This window comes from Pseudogracilibacillus sp. SE30717A (assembly GCF_037071985.1).
Classification (GTDB): domain Bacteria; phylum Bacillota; class Bacilli; order Bacillales; family Amphibacillaceae; genus Pseudogracilibacillus.
Map to the genome: position 1 here is coordinate 20,338 of NZ_JAXHDF010000004.1, position 22,042 is coordinate 42,379.

The following is a 22,042-nucleotide window of genomic DNA, read 5'->3' on the forward strand; positions in this document are numbered from 1 at the left end:
AGGCTACCCCTCTATTTTATTCTCTTTTCCTTTGATTCTCAAGGAAAGGGATATAACCCGATGGGATTTAACTAAATTTAAGGATAAATATTCTTAACTCACGTTAATTTGGTCGATAGCTTGATTGAATTGACATCGTCTATTGAATTCCATAATATGAAAGATGATAATAAGTTTACAATACGATTACAGTTAAGGAGATTAGTATGAGTTCAGATAAAACAGACATTAAAGAAGCATTAAATGAAAGGGATGGGTTGCAGGTTTGGTGGCGTTTATTACGACCACATACGTTAACAGCCTCTTTTGTTCCTGTTTTTGTAGGAACAATGTACGCCCTTATTCAAAATAATACGTTTCATACAGGTTTATTTATCGCGATGTTAGTTGCATCCATCTTAATTCAAGCCGCTACGAATATGTTTAATGAGTATTATGATTATGTTCGTGGTTTAGATACAGATAAGTCGGTCGGTATTGGAGGTACGATTGTTCGAGATGGAGTTGCTCCAAAAACGGTTTTAAATTTAGCATTCATCTTTTTTGGCATCGCTATTCTACTTGGAGTATATATTTGTATCGAGTCAAGTTGGTGGATTGCTGTAATTGGTGCGGCATCTATGGTTATTGGCTATCTTTATACAGGGGGCCCTATACCAATCGCGTATACTCCTTTTGGTGAACTATTTGCCGGATTGTTAATGGGCACAGTTATTATTGCGATTAGCTATTATATTCAAACACTTATGATTACTAAAGAAGTAGTGTTAATTTCAATACCAATCGCCATTTTTATTGGAGCCATATTACTTGCAAATAATATTAGAGATTTAGATGGAGATAAAGTAAGTGGGAGAAAAACCATTGCTATATTAATTGGCCGTAAAAATGCAATCATCTTTTTAGCAAGCCTTTTTTTCATCGCATATAGTATGACGGCGATTTTAATCATTATCGGCATGCTTCCGGTCTGGTCTTTTATTACACTTATTAGCATCAAAAAAGCATGGGATGTAATCATTGGATTTCGTGGGAAAACGACACCGATTGAAATGATGCCAGCAATGGTTGCTACAGGGAAAACAAACTCATTATATGGATTTTTACTTGGTATTTCATTAATTATTAGTAAGATATTTTAATTCATATAAGTAAAGGGGACGATTCATTTGAATAGCACACTTATGGAAGCTCTAGGGATTGAGACCATCCTATTAGAAAAAGATAAAGTAGTTATGACAATGCCAGTTGATCATCGAACACACCAGCCGGCTGGATATTTACATGGCGGAGCAAGTGTTTTACTTGCCGAAACAGTTGCAAGTGTAGGAGGATTTTTAAATATCGATCAGGAAAACGAGGCAGTTTTCGGTATGGAAATTAACGCTAACCATGTTCGAAGTAAACAAGATGGAATGGTTACTGCTACAGCAACTCCTCTTCATATCGGAAGAACGACTATGGTCTGGGATATTAAAATTAAAGATGAACAGGATAAATTAATCTGTGTTTCTCGTTGTACGCTTGGAGTTGTAAAAAAGAAATAGGAAAAAGGACGCGTTAGTATGTGTATTATCAGTTTTCACCTAAATGAGCATCCTCATTATAAATTAATTGTAGCAGCAAACCGCGATGAATTTTATGCCCGTCCAACAAAAGAAGCCTATTTCTGGGAGGATCATCCTCAGATTGTAGCTGGCCGTGATTTAAAAGAGATGGGTACATGGCTTGGGATGACGAAGGACGGGAAATTTGCCGCACTTACAAATTACCGAGATCCTGCAAATGAAAAAGAAGGTAAAACGTCGAGAGGTCATATTGTTACTTCCTATTTAACAGGAAATCAATCAGGACCTGAATTTTTGGAAGACTTACGAAAGAAAAAAGATGTCTACAATGGGTTTAATATTCTTGTTGGAAACATGGATACTTTATATTATTATGGCAACAGGCAAGACGATATTATTGAGGTGAATCCAGGCACCCATTCGATAAGCAATCATTTATTAAATACATCTTGGCCAAAGGTTAATCAAGCTAGAAATATGTTACGGGAATATGCTTTAGAACAAAGCGTGATCGATCCCAATATATTATTTTCTCAACTGCAAAACAATGAAAAAGCGATAGACGAGGAGTTGCCTAATACGGGAGTTGGTCTACAATTAGAGAGGCAGTTATCACCTGTTTTTATAAAAACAGACGATTATGGAACTAGATGTTCTACCGTCATCCTCGTTACAAAAGAAAACCATGTTACATTTATTGAGCGAACATATCGACAAGGTACCTTTTTGAAAGAAAATGCATTTTCATTTCAAATAAAAAATAGAAACCTGATATAGTTACAACATCTTCAAGGTTCTACTGATTAAATCTACATATGTTTTTTACGTTAAATCATAAAATCCCGCCGATGATATATTCATCTAGCGGGATTATTTCAATTAATTAACTTGCAACTTCCATTCGTTTTTGTTCAATCCATTGTCTTAATTTTATAAATACAGGCACAAATAACATACTGACAATAATCCCTTTTACAAAGTTAAAAGGTAACACACCGCCAATTACCGATGCCCATTTTATCGTATCATTCATTTCCCATCCCATCAGCCAAGCATATGCCGGAAGGATAAGTAGATAATTTAAAACACTCATAACGATTGCCATCGCAGCCGTACCAATTACCAAACCTGAAATAACACTTTTCACACCGCGGTATTTATGATATAAATACGCAACTGGTAAAATATAAAGGGTTCCAGCAATAAAATTAGCTACTACACCAATCGGATCAGTGGCCCCTGATGCGACAAAATAAAGGGCATTTTTCATAAATACGACGAGCACTCCTGCTAATGGTGAAAAGATCAACGCTGCAATTAGAGCAGGCACATCACTAAAATCTACCTTCAAATAAGGTGGTAGTAATGGTAATGGAAAACTAATAAAAAATAAAACGAGCGATACAGTAGCAAGTAATGCTAAAACAACAAGTTTAACTAACTTTGATGAGCGATTATTAATCTGCATCATCGTTCTCCTCCTTCATCCTATATCGTTCCATCAACAATGATGAAGGATAAGCTTCTTCCTTATGTATCTCTTCAAATAATAAAGCCCTAAAACAAATAGTTTTAGGGCATGATTTCATAAGGAAATTTAAGCACAAAAATAAATTGCGCCTATAAGCTTCATCTTCTCCCATCCAGACTGTAACTGTCGGCTTTGGATTTTCACCAAATCAACCACTATATACATAGCGGGTCACGGGCTTTAGCAACTGCTATTTACCGTCGGTCGGGAATTTCACCCTGCCCCGAAAATGGAAACGATATTTAATTATACTTCCAATATAGCCGAAGTAAGCAGGAATTGCAAGAACTAAAAACTTTGTCCATTTACAGAGCTGTAATTTTAGGCGCTTTTCTCAAGACGGCCCCCATGTTTCGTGTTAGGTGTATCGAGAGCGATCTCGTCTTTTTTTCGCTTATAATTCGTGCTGTATATTTATTCCTATACTAATATGAATAATCCAGAAATATAAACACACACTAAGATTTGATATAACGACTATTGATAAACTAAAGGAGTGAGATTATGGGAATATTAAGCGGCAATCCCCAAGACGAACCAATGCATTATGGTGAAGTTTCTGCAACTTGGACATACCTTTTTGGAGAAAAGGGCATGATCGCCACGTATCAAACTTTAATCAATCACACGGGTGATGGTGATTTAAAGAAACTTCTTGAAGAAGCTATTCAAGAAGCTACAGCTGAAAGTGAACAAATTGAGGAGTTATTAAAAGCCAATGGTGTAGCGCTGCCTCCAGCTCCACCGGAACGTCCAGTTTCAAATTTAGAAGAAATTCCGGCAGGTGCTCGTTTTGCTGACCAAGAAATAGCTGCTATGTTATCAATGAACTCAGCGAAAGGGCTAGTAGCCTGCAGTACTATAATAGGTCAATCTATTCGTGAAGATATTGGTTTAATGTTTGGTCAATTTCATACGAATAAGGCCATGTTTGGAGCAAAAGTGCTAAAGTTAAATAAAGAAAAAGGGTGGTTAGTTCCTCCGCCCCTCCATTTGAATACTCCAGACAAATAATAAGGTTCAAAAGCTAGGAGGTATCCTGGCTTTTTTTAATCTTCATTAAAGTGCATTTAAATTTTTTTTACATCCTTGATCTAGTAAAGCATGTTCCTCACCACAAGTTATTTCATATGTTTCACCGTATACAACCCTCTGATCACCTTGCCAGCTATGACCGCAATGTGGACATTCGATAGTTACTTCGATTGCCACTACTTCCGTGTCATTATGAGTTCTGTAAATCATTCTAGTACCGTCATATTGATCTTCATACTCCACTCAAACCATCTTTTCAAACATCATTTGATTTCTTTCAAATTCTGCTGCAACCAACTCTCGCTGATGCTTTTTATAACAAATTGGAGCAAACTCTCTTTCATTCCCATTATGCCCGTTGGTTCACGTATGCACCTTTTCATTAATCAAACAGTCCTTCGCTTTTTATGCGTATTATGCAACACTTAATTAGAAGTGGTAAAATTAAACTACAATAATTAAGGAGTGAAATAATGGATATTCTCAATGAGTATATAGAGGCAACTAATACCCACAATTTCAATGAGGTAAAAAAGTTACTACACCCTAATGCAGTATATTTTTTTAGTGATAAGACTTGTTCGTCGCATGAAGAAATACAAAAATTCTTTGAACGCACTTGGTCCGTTATTGAAAATGAAAGTTATGCAGCGCAAGACGTGAATTGGCTATTTACTGGAAGGGACTCAGCAACTTGTACTTATACATTTTTTTATGAAGGCTATATTAATAGAAAATATGCAAGTGGTCGTGGAAGAGCCACAAATATCTTCGTCAAAGAATCCGATGAATGGCTGCTTATCCACGAACATTTAAGTCCATTACCCAAATGAATTTAGGAGACGTTTTTTATTAGTAGATATTTTTTAAATTTTTTAATCCTTCACTTTTAATCGGACTGTGACATTAAATTTCGAAACATGAAGTTAGATAATATAAAAACGATACATATAGTTGATTTCTAAGACAAAATTTCAAAACCTAGCACCGCTTAGAACATAGAAAAGAGCCTTTATCTGATTCCACAATTTATGAATTGGAATAAACTCTTCGAATGGTTATTATATACTGGATGGTATATATTTGTCTTGATTTCCATTGGATCACTTCTGCTACTATGTTATAATTTCCAATATTAAAAGGAGGTGCCACATGTTTTCTTTATTTTCATTAATTCCATTGTTAATTTATATTGCCATTTTCGTATTTATTATTTGGTTTGCAATTAGCTTAATTAACGCCCAGAGAGAACGAAACGATATACTGAAAGAAATTTCAAGTAAATTAAACGGTTTAAATTTCGGGGAAAAGGAGGATTAATGTTTTCTTCCTTTCTCTATTCGTTCCTTCACTTGTACTAATACTTTCTTTTTCATTATCATTATGATAAATGCTATAAAACAGATATTTATTCAAATTGTTCCTCTCGCATATCCTTATACATTTCTGTATGAGTATCTCTGAAATGTTTGAATTTTTGTACATACATTATTCCTTGGAAGGTTTATTTTTACTTACTTTCTCACCGTTACAATCGATCTGTATTTCCACATCCGGCACATTCAACTGAATAGATCTCATTCAGAGAACCTAATTTTCACTGATGCATTTGTTTTTTCTTTAATAACCGTATAAATTCCATCTACGAAAGATGGGATATACTTCACTATTATATTTCCATTGATCACATCCTAATTCAATTTAAAGTCCTCGTTAATTATAAAATTGTTACTTCTATAATGTTTTCAATTTTTATTTCAATATCCTTTAAATATAATTTCTTATTTAAAATATCAACATGCAATAAATAGCCAACAATTATTTTATGATCATGATCTTTATAATATTTTATTTTAATTTCCAAATCGTTAGCTAGTGCTTCTTGTAGCAGGAAACTATTTTCTGCAATCTGTTGTTCATCCAGTTCAGGCATATATTTATATTCCTGTTCCTCCCACATTTTATTAAGCATCTCTACATGCTCTGGTAGCATTAATGCTGTCCACTTTATCGTACCTCTATCGTTGACTTTCATATTACCACCCCTTTCATTAGAGGAACGGCCGTTAACAAATTATTTATTTTAAACGTTCGTCTAGCATCACGTAAGTAACAGTAAACTGTAAAAAGTAGTACTATTCATTTTAAACACTTTTACAATTCTTTTCGTCACCATTCCTTTATCATCAATATATATAATGATTAAAGTTCTATTACGCTTTACATATTTCAACAATTCATTACGTACATTTGTTCCCCTCCTATAAAATTATTATATGAGAACAAACGTTTCTTTACTACTGGAAAAATGATGAAAAGGATAAAAAATAACTCCGACCCGATTAAGCCAAAATTAGATCGTTTTATCCTATATACTTTTCTTGTGTTTGTAAAATTCGAATTAACCAGTTATTTTTGTCATTTGCGTCTAAAAATTCTTTGAAATCGTATGACCAATAATACTTAAACGGGTCATTATTCAATAATTCCTTCATGAAACTTCACCTGCGCCTTCTAGTTTCACTTTCTACATAAACTTCCATGATCTGCATTAAATCCTGATTGCTTATAAATTATCGTACAATCATCTAGCGTAGAAATTAGTAAGTAGTAAATATTTACGTTTACCTACTCTTTAGGTAAACTATTAGTATGTAATCGATTAAAAAAAGGAGTGTAATTACAAATGGATTTAAATACTTGGTTTGAACGAGGAATTACTAAAGAAGAATATATGTCTTCCTTAGACAAACACCGAGATTCATTCATGACTATTTATAATAATTTTACAATCCCAGATGATGATAAATCTACATTGCATTCTAAGGAAAACATCCGCACACTTGTACTTGCCGAAGTATGGTGTGGACATTGTATGTTAGACATACCAATCCTACTAAATATCGTTGAAGAAGCCGGCATTCCGATTCGTTTTTTACGACGTGATGAAAATTTAGAAGTGATGGATCGTTATTTAACTAACGACAAACGTTATATCCCAATTGTTATTTTTATCGATAACGAAGGAAATGAAATTGCTAAGTGGGGACCAATGGCTCCAGAAGTTGAGTCATATGTATCAGAATTAAAACAAGATATTCCAGATAAAGAGAGTCCAGGATACAAAGAAGCATTTCAAAAATATGTTGATGAAATCGGAAACAAATTCACTACAGATAAAGAAATTTGGAATTATGTTTATGAAGATATGAAAAAAACATTACTGTAAGGCTAACATATTTGTTGGGACTGTGAAGAAGCGGTCCCGGCATACTAACTTGGAGGAAGTAATAGTGACACATATTCGTTTTGATTATAGTAAAACTAATTCATTTATTAACCAACAAACATTGTCAGAAATGAAATCAGATGTTCATTCTATCCACGAACAACTACATAATAAAACAGGATTAGGCAGTGACTATCTTGGATGGCTAAATTTACCGAATTCGTACGATAAGCAAGAATTCAGCAGGATTCAAGCCTCTGCGAAACAAATTCAAAAAGATAGCGATATTTTACTCGTTATTGGTATCGGTGGATCCTATTTAGGTGCTAGAGCAGCCATTGAATTACTTACTCATTCCTTTCAAAATGAGCTATCAAAAGAACAACGAAGAGTTCCAAAAATAATTTTTGTCGGACATCATATAAGTGCTACATATATGGATGAACTTTTTGACATTATCGGTGACCAAGATATATCCATTAACGTTATTTCTAAAAGTGGAACAACGACAGAGCCTGCAATTGCCTTTCGTATTTTCAAAAAGTTTTTAGAAAATAAATATGGTCAAATCGAAGCAAGAAAACGTATTTACGTGACAACTGATAAGGAGTCTGGAGCATTAAAGAGTTTAGCTGACCAAGAAGAGTATGAATCCTTTATTATTCCAGATGATGTTGGGGGAAGGTATTCGGTATTAACTGCAGTTGGATTATTGCCAATCGCTGTTAGCGGCATATCAATTGAAAGTATGATGGAAGGCGCGAAATTGGCAATGACCGAATTAGCTTCTCCAGACTTAGATTCAAACCCAGCATACCAGTATGCTGCGCTTCGTAATCTACTATATCAAGATGGAAAGCTTATTGAACTCCTTATAAGTTATGAACCACGTTTCCATTATTTTCAGGAGTGGTGGAAACAACTATTTGGTGAAAGTGAAGGAAAAAACGGAAAAGGTATCTTCCCGGCCGCAGCCAGTTTTTCAACCGATCTTCACTCTCTTGGACAATACATCCAGGAAGGAGAACGACATCTTTTCCAAACGATTCTACAAGTGGAAAAGTCGCGTAAAGATATCACCATCGAACTGGAAAAACAAGATATGGATGGTCTAAATTATTTGGCTGGAAAAACCGTTGATGAAGTAAATAAAAAAGCATTTGAAGGTGCATTGCTCGCTCACACAGATGGAGGGGTCCCTAATTTTGTTATCACTCTTCCTGAATTAGATGCATTTACATTTGGCTATATCGTATATTTCTTCGAAAAATCTTGTGCAATTAGCGGATATTTATTAGGAGTTAATCCTTTTGACCAACCTGGTGTAGAAGCATATAAAACTAATATGTTCCGCCTTCTTGGAAAACCAAATAATTAATAAGAAAATAACATTTAATACTTTCTTAAAAAAACTTTTAAATTTTTGTTTAAAATAAAAATACCTGGGTATACTTAGTAGTGTAAGACTTTCTCGTATTCCCCCTGTAGGCAAAGCGGTAATCGCTTTGCTCTTTTTTTGCCCTTTTTTATAAAGCCTATTCTACAATAGTCGTTTTTTGCGATTAACTTCTTTATAATAATTAATAACTGAAAGTAAGGAGGAAAAAAAGATGGTAGATTTTAATACAGTGTATGATCGAAAACATACTCACTCTTACAAATGGGATCATCTTCAAGCAGTGTTTAAAACGGAAGATGTATTGCCTATGTGGGTTGCTGATATGGATTTTAAAGCGCCTAAAGAGGTAAATGAAGCCCTAAAAAAACGTGCTGAACATGGAATTTACGGTTATACCGTAATCAATGATGAAATTCAAGAAAAAGTGGTGAACTGGGTCGAAAAGCAACATGACTGGAATATTAACAAAAACTGGCTTTCTTTTAGCCCTGGTGTTATTACAAGTTTACATATTGCCATTCAATCTTTCACCGAGGAAAATGATAAGATTTTATTGCAAACTCCCGTGTATACGCCGTTTTTCAATATTATCCGAAATGGGAAGCGCGAAGTAGTAGAAAATTCGCTAGTTTTTAATGGTGAAAAATATGAAATTGACTTTAAAGACTTTGAAGAGAAATTAAAACTAGGGGTTAAAGCATTTATCTTATGCTCTCCTCATAATCCTGTTGGAAGAGTATGGACAAAAGACGAATTACTCGAAATGGCTAGACTTTGTTTAAAATATAATGTACTTATTTTAGCAGATGAAATTCATGCAGATTTAGTATTTAACGACTATAAACATATTCCTGTCGCTTCTTTGTCAGAAGAAATAAGTAAACAAACGATCACATGTATGTCCCCTACCAAAACATTTAATTTAGCAGGATTACAAGCTTCTTTTTTAGTTACACCTGATCCGAAAAAAAGAATGATCATCAATCGTGATCTTGCTCAACAAGGTTTTAGTATGTTAAACACAATGGGTGTTATTGCTATGGAAGCGGCATATACCCACGGAGCAGCTTGGCTTAGCGAGTTAATGGACGTAATTGAAGATAATAAAAAGTATGTTCGAACGGTCTTAGAAAATGAAACAAATGGGAAATTAAACGTCATTGACTCTGAAGCGACCTATCTATTGTGGATCGATTGTAAAAAATTAAACTTAAGTGATAAAGATTTACAAACATTTATGATTGAACAGGCAAAAGTCGGTTTAAATCCTGGCTCTGCTTATGGAAAAGATGGCGAACATTTTATGCGTATTAATATTGCATGCCCAAAGGAAACTTTGCGTGAAGGTGTAAACCGAATTGTCCAAGCGGTAAACAAAATTTAATAAAATTTCATTTTAAAAAGTGACGGAAGTAATACGTCACTTTTTTTCTTTCTTATCAGTTGGATCTGACGGTTTTTCTTTATCGACTTCCCCTTTTTTCTCCTTAATTTCTCCACAAATAATCCGTTCACCTGAGTCTCCACTAATTTGGGTCATCCCATCATCTGCTTCACTCGTTATTACAAGCGATGTTCCCCCACTTTCTATTAGTGAATTTTTACCATTTAACAATGTTGCATCTTTAATGGTTAATTCAGTGTCTACTTTTCCATTAGTATCAACCTCTATGTTTGGAAGGTCGCCAATATGTGGCCCTTTAGGATTGAGTAAGCCATGTTTTTTCTTCTCAGGATTAAAATGATTTCCTGCACTTTTAAAATCAGGGGCTGTACATTTAGCTATTTCATGTACATGGACCCCATGAAACCCTGGAGTAAGTCCCTCTACCTTAAGAGCAATCTTTACACCATCCGGATCTTCCGTTAACTTAGCAGTACCAACCATATCTCCGTCTTTATTATACATATCTACCGTTTTTGCCGTTTTAGGCTGTGATGTAAACTGACAAGCAGTTAAAAAAAATATACTAAAGATAATCATCGTGAAACGCATACGGATAACTCCTTTTGCTTCTTTCATCTAGAATCTTTAGTATATGCCATTAGAACCGTTTTTAATCTATAGTAAATGTTTTTTATAAATGAAAAAAACTCTTTAATGAGAGTCTTTAAAGTTGTTGCTTTTATCATCTTGGTCAATAAATTGGTTGTTTAAATCATACTTTTCTTCAAAAAACCTTTCTTCTTTTTTTGATTTTTTGTAAAATAAGTACATTGTTGCAAGGGCACCAATCATAAAGATAACTAGCATTATAAAAGCAGGTATATATTCTGACTTATCTTCGGGAAAATATAAAAACTCCATAAACATCTAAACATCACGTCCTTTCCTACATTATATCAAATGTTGTCTTTTTATTTAACGAAACAAGATATTTTTCGTAAATTTGTTATATTTTAGTCATAGATGTCCATTTAAAACTAATCTTATTAGAAAGTTGCTTGTATTTTATCACACTATAATCTTATAGTGGCAACAAATTTTATATTACATCGGGAAAGTCTTTTGTACCATCACTTATAGCGATTTCTATAAAATAGTCCATAACGCAAGAAGAAGCAAGAAAATGAATATAATTTGGGCTGGCTTTTAAGACTAAATAAAAATACTACCTGAGTAGATTTAATATAAACGAATTGCATCTACATCGGTCTTTTCACATAAAAAATTAACCCTTATCACTGCAAGCGTAATATTACTAGCGTTTTGCAATGATAAGAGTAGGAGGTTTTTCCTCTATCAAAAGTGTATTATATCCCAATCAGCTATATGCTTTGGTTCTCGGAAATGTAATCGAAACATTTAATAAATAAAGTGCCACTTTTTCCTTCCAAAATTTTCGTAAAGATTATCCATTTTATAGTTTCCCGTAAGGAAGCTACATTTAATCCATTTAAAAATCCTTCATTTATTTAATTCTCAGTTTTAATCAATTTATGGGAAATCCCCAAAATAGACAGGCGCCTTTATTAAACTAGTGTCATAACATGTAATTAGTTAGATTAATATTTATTCAAAAGGAGAGTGAAAGCAATGAACGGTGAAGAATCACGTCAACGTAATGAAACAAGACATGTGCACCATCATCACCATCATCACTATCACCATGGTATGCACCATGAAATGCACCATGGTATGCACCATGAAATGCACCATGGTATGCACCATGAAATGCACCATGGCATGCACCACGAAATGCACCATGGTATGCACCACGGAATGCAACAAGGAATGCAACACAGAATGGATCCCGAATTGCAGCATTATTCTCGCTAATAGTGGATTATAATCCCTTACTCTTAGCAATGAGACTCGATCCTTCATATTAATTTATTAAGTTTAGTGAAAGGTTCGTTTTCCTGAACCTCAATAATATTATATTTAACAAGCAACTTATTTTTAATATGTGCGACAAAAAATCTAGAGTGAATTTTATATTCCTCTAGATTTATTTTTAAAAAACCACTTTGCGGTTAATTACAAACTATTTTGTGATACTTCCATATTCTTAATATCCTTCCCTCAATTTGTTAATCATTTCAACATATCTTCCTGAGTTAACATTTAGTGAAGTTTGTAGATCGACTATATAAATGTCTACCTCCTCCACGTCCAAAATGATCTATTGCTTCACAACTAATAACACTCCAAACTCTTACGTTTACATCAAGATGATCTAGTTGTATAGCTGTACCGGTGTTGTTTTGAGGCTGTTACCTCCTTGCGGTATAGACTCAAGGTGAAATAGTTCCATTTTTGACGAACTTTTCGTTATCTGAGTCTAGTCTCTAGCCAGATCCATTTGAAAAAATACTTTTCCGTCTGTCGTCGTAAAGTTAGAATTTGTTAGTTCTAACCTACTAGTGGATCAGTTTTATTCTTTAATGATTTATTAACGTCTTTTAATACATTTTCAACGCCACAGAAATTTGAAATCGGTAATTATCAGGGCTACTTCTTTTAGGGCTAATTATATTTTGAAATTCAAAACTATTGATATAACTAGCTTTGCGAACCACTAGACATACCATTGTATTTTTGTAACAATAAGAGTAATAAGTACTTCTAAAAGGAGGAATATCCTTAGTGATAAACATTGGAGATATCGTAAAAACACGGTATAATTCTGGTACATACATAGGTGAAATGTTAGAAGATAAAAGGAACTTTTATCTTGTAAAAGTGCTTGCTGTGTTAGAACACCCAACTCAAGGTGATCTTCATAACCGAGGTCAAGTGAATGGAGTGGCCTTCCATGAGAGAAAAGCACTCGCTTTTGAAGAAAAAATGAATGCGCGTAAAAGAGACACGCAACTTTATGAGGGAGAAATACCGAATTATGCAGACTCTTTAAAAATTGCAGTAGAAAGAATGAAAAAACAGTTACAAGAGCTAGATTCGGAATTCGGTAATCTTTCTCTCTCAAGGATTAGTGATTTAGAAGAACACTATTATAATAAAATTTTTCATTAATAGAAGGAGCGAATAAGGATGAGTATACATATTGGTGCAAAAAAAGGAGATATCGCAGAAACGATTTTGCTTCCAGGAGATCCACTACGTGCAAAGTTTATTGCGGAGAATTTTTTTGAAGACGTTGTTCAATACAACGAAGTAAGAGGAATGTATGGATTTACGGGGACATATAAGGGAGAGCGTATTTCGGTTCAAGGTTCTGGAATGGGAGTGCCATCTATCTCCATTTACGTAAATGAGCTAATTACGGAATATGATGTGAAGCGATTAATTCGGGTTGGAACTTGCGGAGCAATGAAAGAAGATGTGAAAGTCCGTGATGTTATTTTAGCCCAAGGATCAACGACTGATTCACAGATAAATCGCCAGACTTTTGGCAGTATTGATTACGCACCTTTGGCAAATTTTAATTTGCTTAAGACCGCCCATGATATCGCTAAGGAAAAAGGATTAAAAACTCATGTGGGCAATGTGTTTACAAGTGATATATTTTACCGAGATAACGGAGAAGAACTTAATGCATTATTAGCACGTTACAATGTGCTGGCTGTGGAAATGGAAACAACAGCACTTTATACTTTGGCAGCCAAATATGATCGTGAAGCTCTATCTATTTTAACAGCTTCTGACCATGTCATTACCGGGGAACAGACAACCTCTGAAGAAAGACAAACGTCCTTCCAGGAAATGATGGAACTTGCATTAGAAACAGCGATAAAGTAATTTTTAAACTAACTGACGTTTCATGCAAGAAGTTATGCGTTCAGTGAGAGGGTGGTGTATCAGTTGGCTCAATTATTTACAAATTTCCCGTTAGTTTCAGCACTAGCTGCAATTTTATTTGCGCAAGTTGTCAAAGTTCCAATTCAATTTATTGTCACGAGAGAGTTTACACCAGGACTTGTGTTTGGAACAGGTAGTATGCCAAGCAGCCATTCAGCTGCTGTCTCTGCATTAACAACAGCGATCGGAATATCAGAAGGAGTTCAATCGATTCCTTTTGCGATTGCTTTCGTCTTTAGTATCATTACTATGTTCGATGCATCGGGCGTACGACGAGAAGCTGGAGAGCATGCGATCATTTTAAATCAACTCGTTAAAGACTTTCAAAAATTTATAGACGAAGCGTCTCACTGGCATGACAAAGCTGAATACGAAAAAATAGCTGAATTAAAAACCCTTTTAGGACATAAGCCAATTGAAGTATTTGTTGGTGCACTAACCGGTATCGGAATTGCGTTTTTAATTTATCCACTTTTCTAAGCAAAAAAAAGATCTATCTCTAATTCGATAGGTCTTTTCTTATGTAAACTTATGATTCCAAGTTAAATTGTTCTCTAAAAACTTGTAAGGTTTCATTGTTATTCAGTACTTCCAGCTCTGTTTCAGTAATAGTTCCATTTCCTTGTTTTACAATATACACTTCTAATTCTTTTTTTCCCCATTTTGAATATACTTCTTCAACAGTATCAAAATATAGATCTATTTTATTTCCTTTTATTGCTCCACCAATATCTGCAACTACGCCGTAGCCATAATCAGGGATATATAAGATGGTCCCTAAAGGAAATACAGATAAATCAGCTGCAATAGTAGAATATAAATCTCTTTTTACTTTTATCCCAGAATACGTTATTCCATATTCGGGGTGATCAGGTGATTTACCAGTTGATTCAACCCCTGCCGTATAACCTGTTGCAGTAACAGTAGCACTTGGGTATTGACCAAAATCAATCGCCTCTTCTAATGTTTTTGGTTCCGCAATTTCTTCACTTGAAATGTACTCTTTTCTTTCCATTAACTGGTTTAAATGTTTTTTAGGTAAATGAAACTGTCTTTCTTTAACATTATCTGTATTGTCAATACTCTCTTCCGTGATTTCTAATGCAAAGCTTTCCTTTACATCAAAAATAGTTACATTCGAAATAGAACTAATGGTTGTGTATACGGCACCAATAAATAGTAGTAAAAGTATAGCCCTATACATTAGTTTTAGAATAGACATTTATAACACCTCTCTGAAAATCATCATTTCCATTAAGGTAGATATCTATTCATGTTTTAACAAATTTTAATCTAATAGTAATAGATTATTAATAATACCGTCCTAATTTCAGGGTATTTACCCTTATTTTTACTAATTTAAAACATCTGATAACCACTTTTTCGTAAAAATTTAATGACGATTCCCGACACAATCGTCCCAACTAATCCAGACGACAAAATAACGATATCAACTAGTGCCAATGATGTCATTTTAGAAAACGTACTTGAAAATGCCTCACCCGGCGAAGTAAAATAATCTCCTATGCTACTATCTCCAACAATTAGCGCAATAACGAATGGATAGAGAATTGCCATCAGCCAAGTCCTTCTTAACAGCATATTTAAAATAAAGGCTATTCCAAAAAAAATAACAAAGTATAATACCATAGATACGATTAATTGAATCAATGAATTTTCCCCTTTCAAGCGTAACATAACGAAAACTGCCACGAAGGAGGTGCCAGTTATTCGGTAAATTTATTAATCTTCTCGATAATCTCATACTAATTTTATAGTTAGATTACAAAAAAAGCAAAGACAAGCGATTTTATTTTAGGAAAACAAATATAAATTGTGAACAGTTTAATGAGCATAAAATTACTTTTTATAAGGTTATGGCCTTTTTGAAGGCTTATCTGTTTATGATAAAATAAAAATAAGGTAGAATTGTCGTTATAGTGTGGAGGGAAAACGATGACAGATAAAATATATGATATTACAATTATTGGAGCAGGTCCAGCAGGGTTGTTTACTGCTTTTTATGGTGGAATGCGTCAAGCAAGTGTAAAAATAATTGAGAGTTTACCTCATACAGGTGGACAATTAACAGCTCTTTATCCAGAGAAATACATTTATGATGTGGCAGGATTTCCTAAAATTCGTGCGCAAGAACTAGTAAATAATTTGGAAGAGCAGCTCAAACTGTTTGATTCAACGTTAGTACTCGGTCAGTCGATTGAAATGGTGGAAAAATTAGAGGATGGCACATTTAAATTAACATCTCATACAAATGAGGTCCATTTATCAAGAGTGATCATTATTACTGCCGGGAATGGAGCATTCGAACCTAGACGACTAAATATTAAAGGTTGCGAAAAATTTGAAGGAAATAGTTTGCATTATTTTGTTAACGATATGAATCAATTTAAAGATGAGAATGTCGTTATATTAGGTGGTGGAGACTCTGCAGTGGATTGGGCTCTTATGCTTGAGCCGATTGCTAAAAAAGTCACTCTCGTTCACCGTCGGGATGAATTTAGAGCACATGAAGGTAGTATCCATCAATTAAATAATTCTTCAGTTGATATTTTAACTCCTTTTGTTCCTACAGATATTGAAGGAGAAGACAAAATTGAACGACTTGTCTTTCAGGAAACAAGAGGCGAAAAAATTATTAAAATGGATGTTGATTCTGTGATCTGTAATTATGGGTTTATTTCAAGACTTGGACCAATTGCAGACTGGGGATTAACAATTGAACGCAACAGCATCATTGTAAATTCTAAAATGGAAACAAATATACCAGGAATTTATGCAGTTGGGGATATCAATACGTATGAGGGCAAAGTAAAACTGATTGCTACTGGATTCGGAGAAGGTCCTACTGCAATCAATAATGCTATGCAATATATGAATCCAAAAGCAAGAATTCAACCACGACATTCAACAAGTATGTTTTAAAAAACGAAGATAAAAAGAATCTGCTCGCTCCTTGCGGTCAGATTCTTTTTTATTCATACTGTACTAAAACGAAAGCTCTACGCTTGTAAATTAACAATCACCAGGTGTACCTACTTTATCTTTCGTTCGGAAAGAAGATCCGCAACCACAGGAAACAATTGCATTTGGATTGTTAATGCTGAATCCTCCACCCATCATGTTCTGTTTAAAATCAATTTCTGTATTTTCGATAATTGGTATATCTTGTTTAAAAATAACTACCGGAATTTCATTTATTTCAAAAACGGAGTCTAGTTCTTCATTCACCTTATCATCAAACCCAAGAGAATAGGAAAGTCCGCTACATCCTCCGCCTTTTATACCAAAACGTAGTTTACTCTCTTTCGTTTCATCTTTCATCATTTCTTTTATCTGCTTTTGAGCATTATCTGTAATTGAAATAACCAATGTTACAACCTCCTTTTTGAATATTTCAACCGTCTTATATTAAGTATACAAACTGATTAATCTTCGTTCAAATAATTGATACGTAAAATATTTAGTTAATCGGCTGAATACCATAAGATTCAATCACATTAAAAACAGTTTTTAGATTAGGATTTCCTTCAGCAATTATTTCGTTATTCATTAGTAATACAGGATAAAATCTATCTTCTTCTATGATATGTTCAATGAACTCTCTATGTTTATCATCGCTTTGCTTTTGATCCATATCAATATATGTGTAACGAAATTTTTCCACACCAAATTTACGACCGATAGCTGCTTGTAACCATTCAAACGTATCCCATGAACCAGGTGCCCCAACGCAACTTGGACATATTTCTTTACGTCCATACACTGTTATTTGAAGTGGTGATTTCATTCGTCCTTCTCCCTTCCATTTATATTTATTCTTACGTGGGACGATTTATCATCATTTTACTACATTAATAACTTCGAATAATTTTTCGTCATATTAGATATTAATTTAATCTGTAATGTAATTCGTTCAGTTAAACAAAAATAGTATAGCTTAATTAAAAATTAAAAGGAATAACTGATTCATCCTATTAGTTATTTGAATTCTTTTCGTTTACAAAAAGAGAGAAAGAAGCTAAAATAAAAGTAGATTAACTTTATAATTATTTACTTCATATAATATATCATGTTTGCCTATAATGTTTTTACATTATCTGGGGAGGAGAAATACAAAAATGAAAGAACAAGTTCAAGAAGTCTTAAATAAATTACGTCCATTTCTACTACGTGATGGTGGAGACGTTGAATTGATTGACGTAGATGAAAATGGTGTTGTTCAGTTACGTTTAATGGGAGCATGTGGTAATTGTCCAAGCTCTGCAATTACGTTAAAAGCAGGTATCGAACGAGCATTAACTACAGAAGTACCAGGCGTTACCGAAATTGAACAAGTATTCTAAATTTATGGAATGGCAGACAATTTAAAGTCTGCCATTTTATTTTTTTAGTAAACAGGAGTTTTAGCGGTCTTACCTTGAAAAACAAGGTCAATATTTTCCAAGCATAAGGTCAGCATATTCTCTCTTGTAGTAACAGAAGCTGAACCAATATGAGGTAATAATACAGCGTTTTTTAATTTTGTAAGCGGTTGTGCTGAATTAATTGGTTCATTTTTAAACACATCAAGACCTGCCGCTCGTATTGTCTTTTGTTTCAATGCCTCAGTAAGTGCATCTTCATCCACTACCCCACCACGTGACACATTAATAAAAATTCCCGACTCCTTCATTTTTTGAAATGCATTTTGGTTAAATAAGTTCGTTGTTTCTTCTGTTAAAGGTACTAATGAAACGACGAAATCAGACTCCTCCAATAGTTTATCAAACGAAACATATGTAGCTTGAAGTTGTCGTTCTGCATGTATATTCCTAGTCCGATTATGGTATAAAACATTCATTTGAAATCCTTTAGCTCTTCTGGCAACCGCTTCCCCAATACGTCCCATACCAACAATTCCAATTGTTTTATGATGAATATCTGTACCAGCAAGCATAAATGGAGACCAATCTCCCCACTCGTCATGATAAATAGTGTTAGTCGCTTCAATTAATCTTCTTGCGGTAGCCATTAGGAGAGCAAAAGTTAAATCAGCTGTCGTCTCTGTTAATACATCAGGTGTATTCGTCACAATTATTTTTTTGTTCTTCGCTGCAGCTACATCAATATTATCATAACCAACTGCCATGTTTGCGATAATTTTTAAATGAGAAGCATGTTCAATAAATTTCCGATCAATTTTTTCAGTTAATAAGCATAGTAAACCGTCTGCCTCTTTTACTCTTTCAAACAATATTTCTTCAGGTATAGGTGTTTTTTCATCTTTCCACATATTAATCTCATATCGGTCATTAAAAGGACTTAGTAAATGTTCTGGAATTTTTCTCGTAATATAGATTTTTGGCTTGCCCACTATGCCCACCTCTTCTATAATCATTTGCTCCCATTTTACCATAGCTCCTTATAACTAAACAGTTCCAAGTTAAGAATATCCGTGCTAAACTGTACATATGGTATAATTTAACGGTTATTTTTCCATCCTTATTGTTGAGAGAGAGTGGTGAAATGCATGCAGGAAAAGCAAAGCGAATTAGAAAGAGTTGCTCGTGAATGGTTAGAAGACAGAGGCGTAACGATCAACGATATTGCAGAATTGGTTTATTATTTACAATCAGGGTATTTTGAAAATTTAAGTATGGAAGTTTGTATCCATAATGTGAATCGTGTTCTTTCTAAAAGAGAAGTTCAACATGCCATTTTAACAGGGATCCAGCTTGATAAATTGGCGGAAGAAAATAAACTGAGTGAGCCTTTACAAGATATTATCCATCGTGATGAAGGACTTTATGGTATAGATGAAGTCATTGCTTTTTCGATAGTCAATGTATATGGATCAATTGGTTTCACTAGTTATGGCTATATCGACAAACAAAAGCCGGGAATTCTGAAAAAATTAAATGACCATACAGACGGCAATGTTCATACTTTCTTAGACGATATTGTTGGCGCGATAGCAGCAGCTGCCTCCAGTCGTCTCGCCCATTCATCTGCGGGTGATATTATCGATTAAAAAAAGCTTAAGATTAGTTTCTTAAGCTTTTTCAAATAACCACGACTTTAAGTCTTCCATCACATAAGTTGGTTGCACCTCTACGACTTGTAAATCTTCTTTTGTACTGTATCCAGTCAATACCATTAACGTGTCTATTTGTGCGTTTATACCCGCTTGTATATCTGTATGATAATTATCCCCTATCATGAGCAGCTCCTTATTACTTATACCGATTTTCTTAATCGCCTCTTCCATTATAATTGACTCTGGTTTACCAATACAAACAGGTTCTACTCCTGTGCTATAAGAAATAACAGCTCCAATCGAGCCATTTCCTGGTAATAGGCCTATCTCCGTTGGAATCGCGGCATCCTTATTAGTTAGTATAAATTGTGCCCCATCTCGTACGAGAAGACAAGCTTTTGCGAGCTTATCGTAAGTTACTTTTCGATCCAATCCTACAATTACATAATCACAATTGACATCAGTTACGATTAAATCTTCATTTTCCAATGCATGTATTAAACCTGTTTCTCCGATAACATAACAATGCGCTTGCTTGTTTTTTTCCTTAATATATTGGGCAGTGGCCATTGCTGAAGTCAGTATATTTTCTTCATCAGCTTTAATTCCCAACCCATTTAGTTTTTTTAAGATCATTTCTATCGTATATGTCGCATTATTTGTAATAAATAAGTATGGATAGTTTCGTTCAATTAAGTAGTCTATAAACTCTTTCGCTCCATCAATTAGTTCATTTCCACGAAAGATTGTTCCATCTAAATCAATTAGATATCCTTTATAATTCATTTAAACCTCCAACAACTGGCTAAATTTTTAATTTTCAGGCTTCGTAACTTTCCAACAGCAATATTTTCCGCCTTTTGTCATACAAGATGTAGAAATAACGTCGCTGTTAGGAAATAGCCCTTTATAAATATCTTTCTCATTTTTACAAATTTCTACATAGTTTGAAGCTAAGTTATAAATGGGGCAATTGAAGTTTCTAATTTCGTAGTCACCAGCTGCTGTTTTTTCGTACTCCAGCATATAGCCTTTCTCTTCTAGAACAGCAATCATGTCATTAATTTTTTCATCAAAATTATTGGTAGTTAAACGATGGAGAAGCTCTTTTTCCTCTCGTTTTTTTCTTTGTAGTAATAACTCAGACACAGCCTCTTTACCTTGTAATTCCTCCAAATCTTCTAATAATTCCATTGGTAACTCTTCATATTGATTTGGAAAAGTGTCGTGTCCCTTGCCAGTCAAACTATATAAATAATAAGGACGACCAATATTTTGTTTAACCAATCTTTCTTTTACGAAACCTTGCCTAATCAGATCATTTAAATGGCGTCTGACTGCAACTTCAGAAATAGTAAAATAGTCCACTATGTTTTTAATGGATATCTCATTGTCTTTTTTTAATATTTGTAGAACTTTTTCTTTTGTCGTCGCTCTTTTATTCATGAGATTCCCTCCTAGGGCTCATTGGCAAATGCATTCGCAACTCCCAGCTCATTATCCAGATACGTCCGAATATGAGAACTAAACTTTTTAAATATATCTATATTCGAAAACAACACATTTTTAATATCTTCATGATCTACAGATAAATAATTTTGAACGATTATTTGTCTTAGATCAATAATTGCCTTATAATTTTTCTCTTCTTCCTCTGGTAACACTTTTTCATCGATTAATATATCGACAATATCATGATAACTGCCTGGATCTCTCATAATAAAACCATCGATCATAAGATTTCCTACATCAATTATTGATTCAATAACAACATGGACTAATCGTTCCAACCCTAATTTTTCTATCAAGGTAGAATATTGTTTATCTTTTATTTCTTGTAAGAGTGTATCCATATGTGAAATAATTTCTTCAATTTCACTTCGATTAACAAAGTACATTTAATAATCCCTCACTTAAGCCATTCTCCCTTTATCATACCATAAATATATATAGTTCTAAATAATTAGATTGCAAGTAACG

General features: G+C 34.0%; 30 protein-coding genes and 1 riboswitch. Of the genes, 16 read left to right on the top strand and 14 right to left on the bottom strand.

All coding sequences use genetic code 11. From position 1 onward, the window contains the following. Window positions 1–206: 206 nt before the first annotated feature. Genes SPD48_RS07095 through SPD48_RS07105 form a run of 3 tightly spaced genes read left to right on the top strand, consistent with a single transcriptional unit; the run spans window position 207 to window position 2,345 of the window. On the top strand, window positions 207–1,142 hold the full coding sequence (locus tag SPD48_RS07095; RefSeq protein WP_336257393.1) for a 1,4-dihydroxy-2-naphthoate polyprenyltransferase: 936 nt from the start codon (window positions 207–209) through the stop codon (window positions 1,140–1,142). A 27-nt stretch (window positions 1,143–1,169) separates the two neighbouring features. Beyond that, window positions 1,170–1,547, top strand: a complete 378-nt coding sequence (locus tag SPD48_RS07100) for a hotdog fold thioesterase (RefSeq protein WP_336257394.1) — start codon at window positions 1,170–1,172, stop codon at window positions 1,545–1,547. 18 nt (window positions 1,548–1,565) lie between these two features. After that, on the top strand, window positions 1,566–2,345 hold the full coding sequence (locus SPD48_RS07105; protein ID WP_336257395.1) for an NRDE family protein: 780 nt from the start codon (window positions 1,566–1,568) through the stop codon (window positions 2,343–2,345). Window positions 2,346–2,451: 106 nt separating this feature from the next. Here the strand turns inward: SPD48_RS07105 and SPD48_RS07110 are convergent, their stop codons facing one another. Beyond that, a complete protein-coding gene (locus SPD48_RS07110; RefSeq protein ID WP_336257716.1) occupies window positions 2,452–3,036 on the bottom strand; it encodes an ECF transporter S component in 585 nt (194 codons plus the stop codon). A gap of 159 nt (window positions 3,037–3,195) precedes the next feature. Next, a riboswitch (FMN riboswitch) is annotated at window positions 3,196–3,334 on the bottom strand. A 269-nt stretch (window positions 3,335–3,603) separates the two neighbouring features. Here SPD48_RS07110 and SPD48_RS07115 point away from each other — a divergent pair. Next, window positions 3,604–4,113 carry a DUF3231 family protein gene (locus SPD48_RS07115; protein WP_336257396.1) on the top strand — a complete coding sequence of 170 codons (510 nt, stop codon included), beginning with the start codon at window positions 3,604–3,606 and terminating at the stop codon, window positions 4,111–4,113. Window positions 4,114–4,158: 45 nt separating this feature from the next. Here the strand turns inward: SPD48_RS07115 and SPD48_RS07120 are convergent, their stop codons facing one another. Further along, entirely contained in the window at window positions 4,159–4,377 is a 219-nt protein-coding gene (locus SPD48_RS07120; RefSeq protein ID WP_336257397.1) for a hypothetical protein, read from the bottom strand. 230 nt (window positions 4,378–4,607) lie between these two features. On the opposite strand from SPD48_RS07120, the gene SPD48_RS07125 reads away from it, so the two are divergent. Both SPD48_RS07125 and SPD48_RS07130 read left to right on the top strand, forming a co-directional pair. Continuing rightward, window positions 4,608–4,967 carry a YybH family protein gene (locus SPD48_RS07125; RefSeq protein ID WP_336257398.1) on the top strand — a complete coding sequence of 120 codons (360 nt, stop codon included), beginning with the start codon at window positions 4,608–4,610 and terminating at the stop codon, window positions 4,965–4,967. A 319-nt stretch (window positions 4,968–5,286) separates the two neighbouring features. Beyond that, on the top strand, window positions 5,287–5,454 hold the full coding sequence (locus tag SPD48_RS07130) for a hypothetical protein (protein ID WP_336257399.1): 168 nt from the start codon (window positions 5,287–5,289) through the stop codon (window positions 5,452–5,454). A 397-nt stretch (window positions 5,455–5,851) separates the two neighbouring features. On the opposite strand, the gene SPD48_RS07135 is transcribed toward SPD48_RS07130, so the two are convergent. Next, window positions 5,852–6,169: a YolD-like family protein gene (locus SPD48_RS07135; RefSeq protein WP_336257400.1), complete on the bottom strand. Its 318-nt coding sequence runs from the start codon at window positions 6,167–6,169 to the stop codon at window positions 5,852–5,854. Window positions 6,170–6,497: 328 nt separating this feature from the next. After that, entirely contained in the window at window positions 6,498–6,629 is a 132-nt protein-coding gene (locus SPD48_RS07140; protein WP_336257401.1) for a hypothetical protein, read from the bottom strand. A gap of 191 nt (window positions 6,630–6,820) precedes the next feature. Here SPD48_RS07140 and SPD48_RS07145 point away from each other — a divergent pair, with 191 nt between their 5' ends. The 3 genes from SPD48_RS07145 to SPD48_RS07155 all read left to right on the top strand — a co-directional run bounded on the left by SPD48_RS07145 (window position 6,821) and on the right by SPD48_RS07155 (window position 10,146). After that, window positions 6,821–7,363, top strand: coding sequence for a thioredoxin family protein (locus SPD48_RS07145; protein ID WP_336257402.1), 543 nt, complete (start codon window positions 6,821–6,823; stop codon window positions 7,361–7,363). Window positions 7,364–7,427: 64 nt separating this feature from the next. Beyond that, window positions 7,428–8,741: a glucose-6-phosphate isomerase gene (locus SPD48_RS07150; RefSeq protein WP_336257403.1), complete on the top strand. Its 1,314-nt coding sequence runs from the start codon at window positions 7,428–7,430 to the stop codon at window positions 8,739–8,741. Between the two features lie 232 nt (window positions 8,742–8,973). After that, window positions 8,974–10,146: a MalY/PatB family protein gene (locus tag SPD48_RS07155; protein ID WP_336257404.1), complete on the top strand. Its 1,173-nt coding sequence runs from the start codon at window positions 8,974–8,976 to the stop codon at window positions 10,144–10,146. Between the two features lie 36 nt (window positions 10,147–10,182). On the opposite strand, the gene SPD48_RS07160 is transcribed toward SPD48_RS07155, so the two are convergent. Together SPD48_RS07160 and SPD48_RS07165 are read right to left on the bottom strand one after the other, a co-directional pair. Then, complete coding sequence (locus SPD48_RS07160) at window positions 10,183–10,758, bottom strand: superoxide dismutase family protein (protein WP_336257405.1); 576 nt, start codon at window positions 10,756–10,758, stop codon at window positions 10,183–10,185. A 102-nt stretch (window positions 10,759–10,860) separates the two neighbouring features. After that, entirely contained in the window at window positions 10,861–11,076 is a 216-nt protein-coding gene (locus SPD48_RS07165) for a hypothetical protein (protein ID WP_336257406.1), read from the bottom strand. A gap of 723 nt (window positions 11,077–11,799) precedes the next feature. On the opposite strand from SPD48_RS07165, the gene SPD48_RS07170 reads away from it, so the two are divergent. The 4 genes from SPD48_RS07170 (at window position 11,800) to SPD48_RS07185 (ending at window position 14,505) form a co-directional block, all read left to right on the top strand. After that, complete coding sequence (locus tag SPD48_RS07170; RefSeq protein ID WP_336257407.1) at window positions 11,800–12,042, top strand: hypothetical protein; 243 nt, start codon at window positions 11,800–11,802, stop codon at window positions 12,040–12,042. Window positions 12,043–12,852: 810 nt separating this feature from the next. Beyond that, window positions 12,853–13,239 carry a sporulation phosphorelay system protein KapB gene (kapB, locus tag SPD48_RS07175; RefSeq protein WP_336257408.1) on the top strand — a complete coding sequence of 129 codons (387 nt, stop codon included), beginning with the start codon at window positions 12,853–12,855 and terminating at the stop codon, window positions 13,237–13,239. An 18-nt stretch (window positions 13,240–13,257) separates the two neighbouring features. Then, on the top strand, window positions 13,258–13,965 hold the full coding sequence (deoD, locus tag SPD48_RS07180) for a purine-nucleoside phosphorylase (RefSeq protein WP_336257409.1): 708 nt from the start codon (window positions 13,258–13,260) through the stop codon (window positions 13,963–13,965). 63 nt (window positions 13,966–14,028) lie between these two features. Then, complete coding sequence (locus SPD48_RS07185; RefSeq protein ID WP_336257410.1) at window positions 14,029–14,505, top strand: divergent PAP2 family protein; 477 nt, start codon at window positions 14,029–14,031, stop codon at window positions 14,503–14,505. Window positions 14,506–14,554: 49 nt separating this feature from the next. On the opposite strand, the gene SPD48_RS07190 is transcribed toward SPD48_RS07185, so the two are convergent. Continuing rightward, window positions 14,555–15,247, bottom strand: coding sequence for a 3D domain-containing protein (locus SPD48_RS07190; protein ID WP_336257411.1), 693 nt, complete (start codon window positions 15,245–15,247; stop codon window positions 14,555–14,557). A 137-nt stretch (window positions 15,248–15,384) separates the two neighbouring features. Further along, window positions 15,385–15,696 (bottom strand): YuiB family protein, encoded by a 312-nt coding sequence (locus tag SPD48_RS07195; RefSeq protein WP_336257412.1) that lies wholly within the window; start codon window positions 15,694–15,696, stop codon window positions 15,385–15,387. A 285-nt stretch (window positions 15,697–15,981) separates the two neighbouring features. Between SPD48_RS07195 and SPD48_RS07200 the strand changes: the two genes are divergently transcribed. Then, window positions 15,982–16,968 (top strand): NAD(P)/FAD-dependent oxidoreductase, encoded by a 987-nt coding sequence (locus SPD48_RS07200; protein WP_336257413.1) that lies wholly within the window; start codon window positions 15,982–15,984, stop codon window positions 16,966–16,968. A 90-nt stretch (window positions 16,969–17,058) separates the two neighbouring features. Here the strand turns inward: SPD48_RS07200 and SPD48_RS07205 are convergent, their stop codons facing one another. Together SPD48_RS07205 and SPD48_RS07210 are read right to left on the bottom strand one after the other, a co-directional pair. Next, on the bottom strand, window positions 17,059–17,415 hold the full coding sequence (locus tag SPD48_RS07205; RefSeq protein ID WP_336257414.1) for a HesB/IscA family protein: 357 nt from the start codon (window positions 17,413–17,415) through the stop codon (window positions 17,059–17,061). A gap of 91 nt (window positions 17,416–17,506) precedes the next feature. After that, entirely contained in the window at window positions 17,507–17,833 is a 327-nt protein-coding gene (locus SPD48_RS07210; RefSeq protein WP_336257415.1) for a YuzD family protein, read from the bottom strand. A gap of 295 nt (window positions 17,834–18,128) precedes the next feature. Between SPD48_RS07210 and SPD48_RS07215 the strand changes: the two genes are divergently transcribed. Beyond that, window positions 18,129–18,389 carry a NifU family protein gene (locus SPD48_RS07215; protein ID WP_336257416.1) on the top strand — a complete coding sequence of 87 codons (261 nt, stop codon included), beginning with the start codon at window positions 18,129–18,131 and terminating at the stop codon, window positions 18,387–18,389. 44 nt (window positions 18,390–18,433) lie between these two features. On the opposite strand, the gene SPD48_RS07220 is transcribed toward SPD48_RS07215, so the two are convergent. Beyond that, window positions 18,434–19,399, bottom strand: a complete 966-nt coding sequence (locus SPD48_RS07220) for a 2-hydroxyacid dehydrogenase (protein ID WP_336257417.1) — start codon at window positions 19,397–19,399, stop codon at window positions 18,434–18,436. A gap of 156 nt (window positions 19,400–19,555) precedes the next feature. Between SPD48_RS07220 and SPD48_RS07225 the strand changes: the two genes are divergently transcribed. After that, entirely contained in the window at window positions 19,556–20,056 is a 501-nt protein-coding gene (locus SPD48_RS07225; protein ID WP_336257418.1) for a phosphatidylglycerophosphatase A family protein, read from the top strand. Between the two features lie 21 nt (window positions 20,057–20,077). Here the strand turns inward: SPD48_RS07225 and SPD48_RS07230 are convergent, their stop codons facing one another. Genes SPD48_RS07230 through SPD48_RS07240 form a run of 3 tightly spaced genes read right to left on the bottom strand, consistent with a single transcriptional unit; the run spans window position 20,078 to window position 21,960 of the window. Continuing rightward, a complete protein-coding gene (locus SPD48_RS07230; protein ID WP_336257419.1) occupies window positions 20,078–20,848 on the bottom strand; it encodes a TIGR01457 family HAD-type hydrolase in 771 nt (256 codons plus the stop codon). 27 nt (window positions 20,849–20,875) lie between these two features. Then, window positions 20,876–21,508: a helix-turn-helix transcriptional regulator gene (locus SPD48_RS07235; RefSeq protein WP_336257420.1), complete on the bottom strand. Its 633-nt coding sequence runs from the start codon at window positions 21,506–21,508 to the stop codon at window positions 20,876–20,878. An 11-nt stretch (window positions 21,509–21,519) separates the two neighbouring features. Beyond that, window positions 21,520–21,960, bottom strand: coding sequence for a DUF86 domain-containing protein (locus tag SPD48_RS07240; RefSeq protein ID WP_336257421.1), 441 nt, complete (start codon window positions 21,958–21,960; stop codon window positions 21,520–21,522). Between the last annotated feature and the right edge of the window lie 82 nt (window positions 21,961–22,042).

Coding starts and splice junctions, on each gene's coding strand:
- SPD48_RS07135 (WP_336257400.1), bottom strand. CDS start 6,169: ATGAAAGTCAACGATAGAGGTACGATAAAGTGGACAGCATTAATGCTA.
- SPD48_RS07155 (WP_336257404.1), top strand. CDS start 8,974: ATGGTAGATTTTAATACAGTGTATGATCGAAAACATACTCACTCTTAC.
- SPD48_RS07235 (WP_336257420.1), bottom strand. CDS start 21,508: ATGAATAAAAGAGCGACGACAAAAGAAAAAGTTCTACAAATATTAAAA.
- SPD48_RS07190 (WP_336257411.1), bottom strand. CDS start 15,247: ATGTCTATTCTAAAACTAATGTATAGGGCTATACTTTTACTACTATTT.
- SPD48_RS07110 (WP_336257716.1), bottom strand. CDS start 3,036: ATGCAGATTAATAATCGCTCATCAAAGTTAGTTAAACTTGTTGTTTTA.
- SPD48_RS07165 (WP_336257406.1), bottom strand. CDS start 11,076: ATGTTTATGGAGTTTTTATATTTTCCCGAAGATAAGTCAGAATATATA.
- SPD48_RS07145 (WP_336257402.1), top strand. CDS start 6,821: ATGGATTTAAATACTTGGTTTGAACGAGGAATTACTAAAGAAGAATAT.
- SPD48_RS07200 (WP_336257413.1), top strand. CDS start 15,982: ATGACAGATAAAATATATGATATTACAATTATTGGAGCAGGTCCAGCA.
- SPD48_RS07160 (WP_336257405.1), bottom strand. CDS start 10,758: ATGCGTTTCACGATGATTATCTTTAGTATATTTTTTTTAACTGCTTGT.
- SPD48_RS07130 (WP_336257399.1), top strand. CDS start 5,287: ATGTTTTCTTTATTTTCATTAATTCCATTGTTAATTTATATTGCCATT.
- SPD48_RS07225 (WP_336257418.1), top strand. CDS start 19,556: ATGCAGGAAAAGCAAAGCGAATTAGAAAGAGTTGCTCGTGAATGGTTA.
- deoD (WP_336257409.1), top strand. CDS start 13,258: ATGAGTATACATATTGGTGCAAAAAAAGGAGATATCGCAGAAACGATT.
- SPD48_RS07095 (WP_336257393.1), top strand. CDS start 207: ATGAGTTCAGATAAAACAGACATTAAAGAAGCATTAAATGAAAGGGAT.
- SPD48_RS07215 (WP_336257416.1), top strand. CDS start 18,129: ATGTTTTTACATTATCTGGGGAGGAGAAATACAAAAATGAAAGAACAA.
- SPD48_RS07105 (WP_336257395.1), top strand. CDS start 1,566: ATGTGTATTATCAGTTTTCACCTAAATGAGCATCCTCATTATAAATTA.
- SPD48_RS07210 (WP_336257415.1), bottom strand. CDS start 17,833: ATGAAATCACCACTTCAAATAACAGTGTATGGACGTAAAGAAATATGT.
- SPD48_RS07170 (WP_336257407.1), top strand. CDS start 11,800: ATGAACGGTGAAGAATCACGTCAACGTAATGAAACAAGACATGTGCAC.
- SPD48_RS07240 (WP_336257421.1), bottom strand. CDS start 21,960: ATGTACTTTGTTAATCGAAGTGAAATTGAAGAAATTATTTCACATATG.
- SPD48_RS07230 (WP_336257419.1), bottom strand. CDS start 20,848: ATGAATTATAAAGGATATCTAATTGATTTAGATGGAACAATCTTTCGT.
- SPD48_RS07125 (WP_336257398.1), top strand. CDS start 4,608: ATGGATATTCTCAATGAGTATATAGAGGCAACTAATACCCACAATTTC.
- SPD48_RS07140 (WP_336257401.1), bottom strand. CDS start 6,629: ATGAAGGAATTATTGAATAATGACCCGTTTAAGTATTATTGGTCATAC.
- SPD48_RS07115 (WP_336257396.1), top strand. CDS start 3,604: ATGGGAATATTAAGCGGCAATCCCCAAGACGAACCAATGCATTATGGT.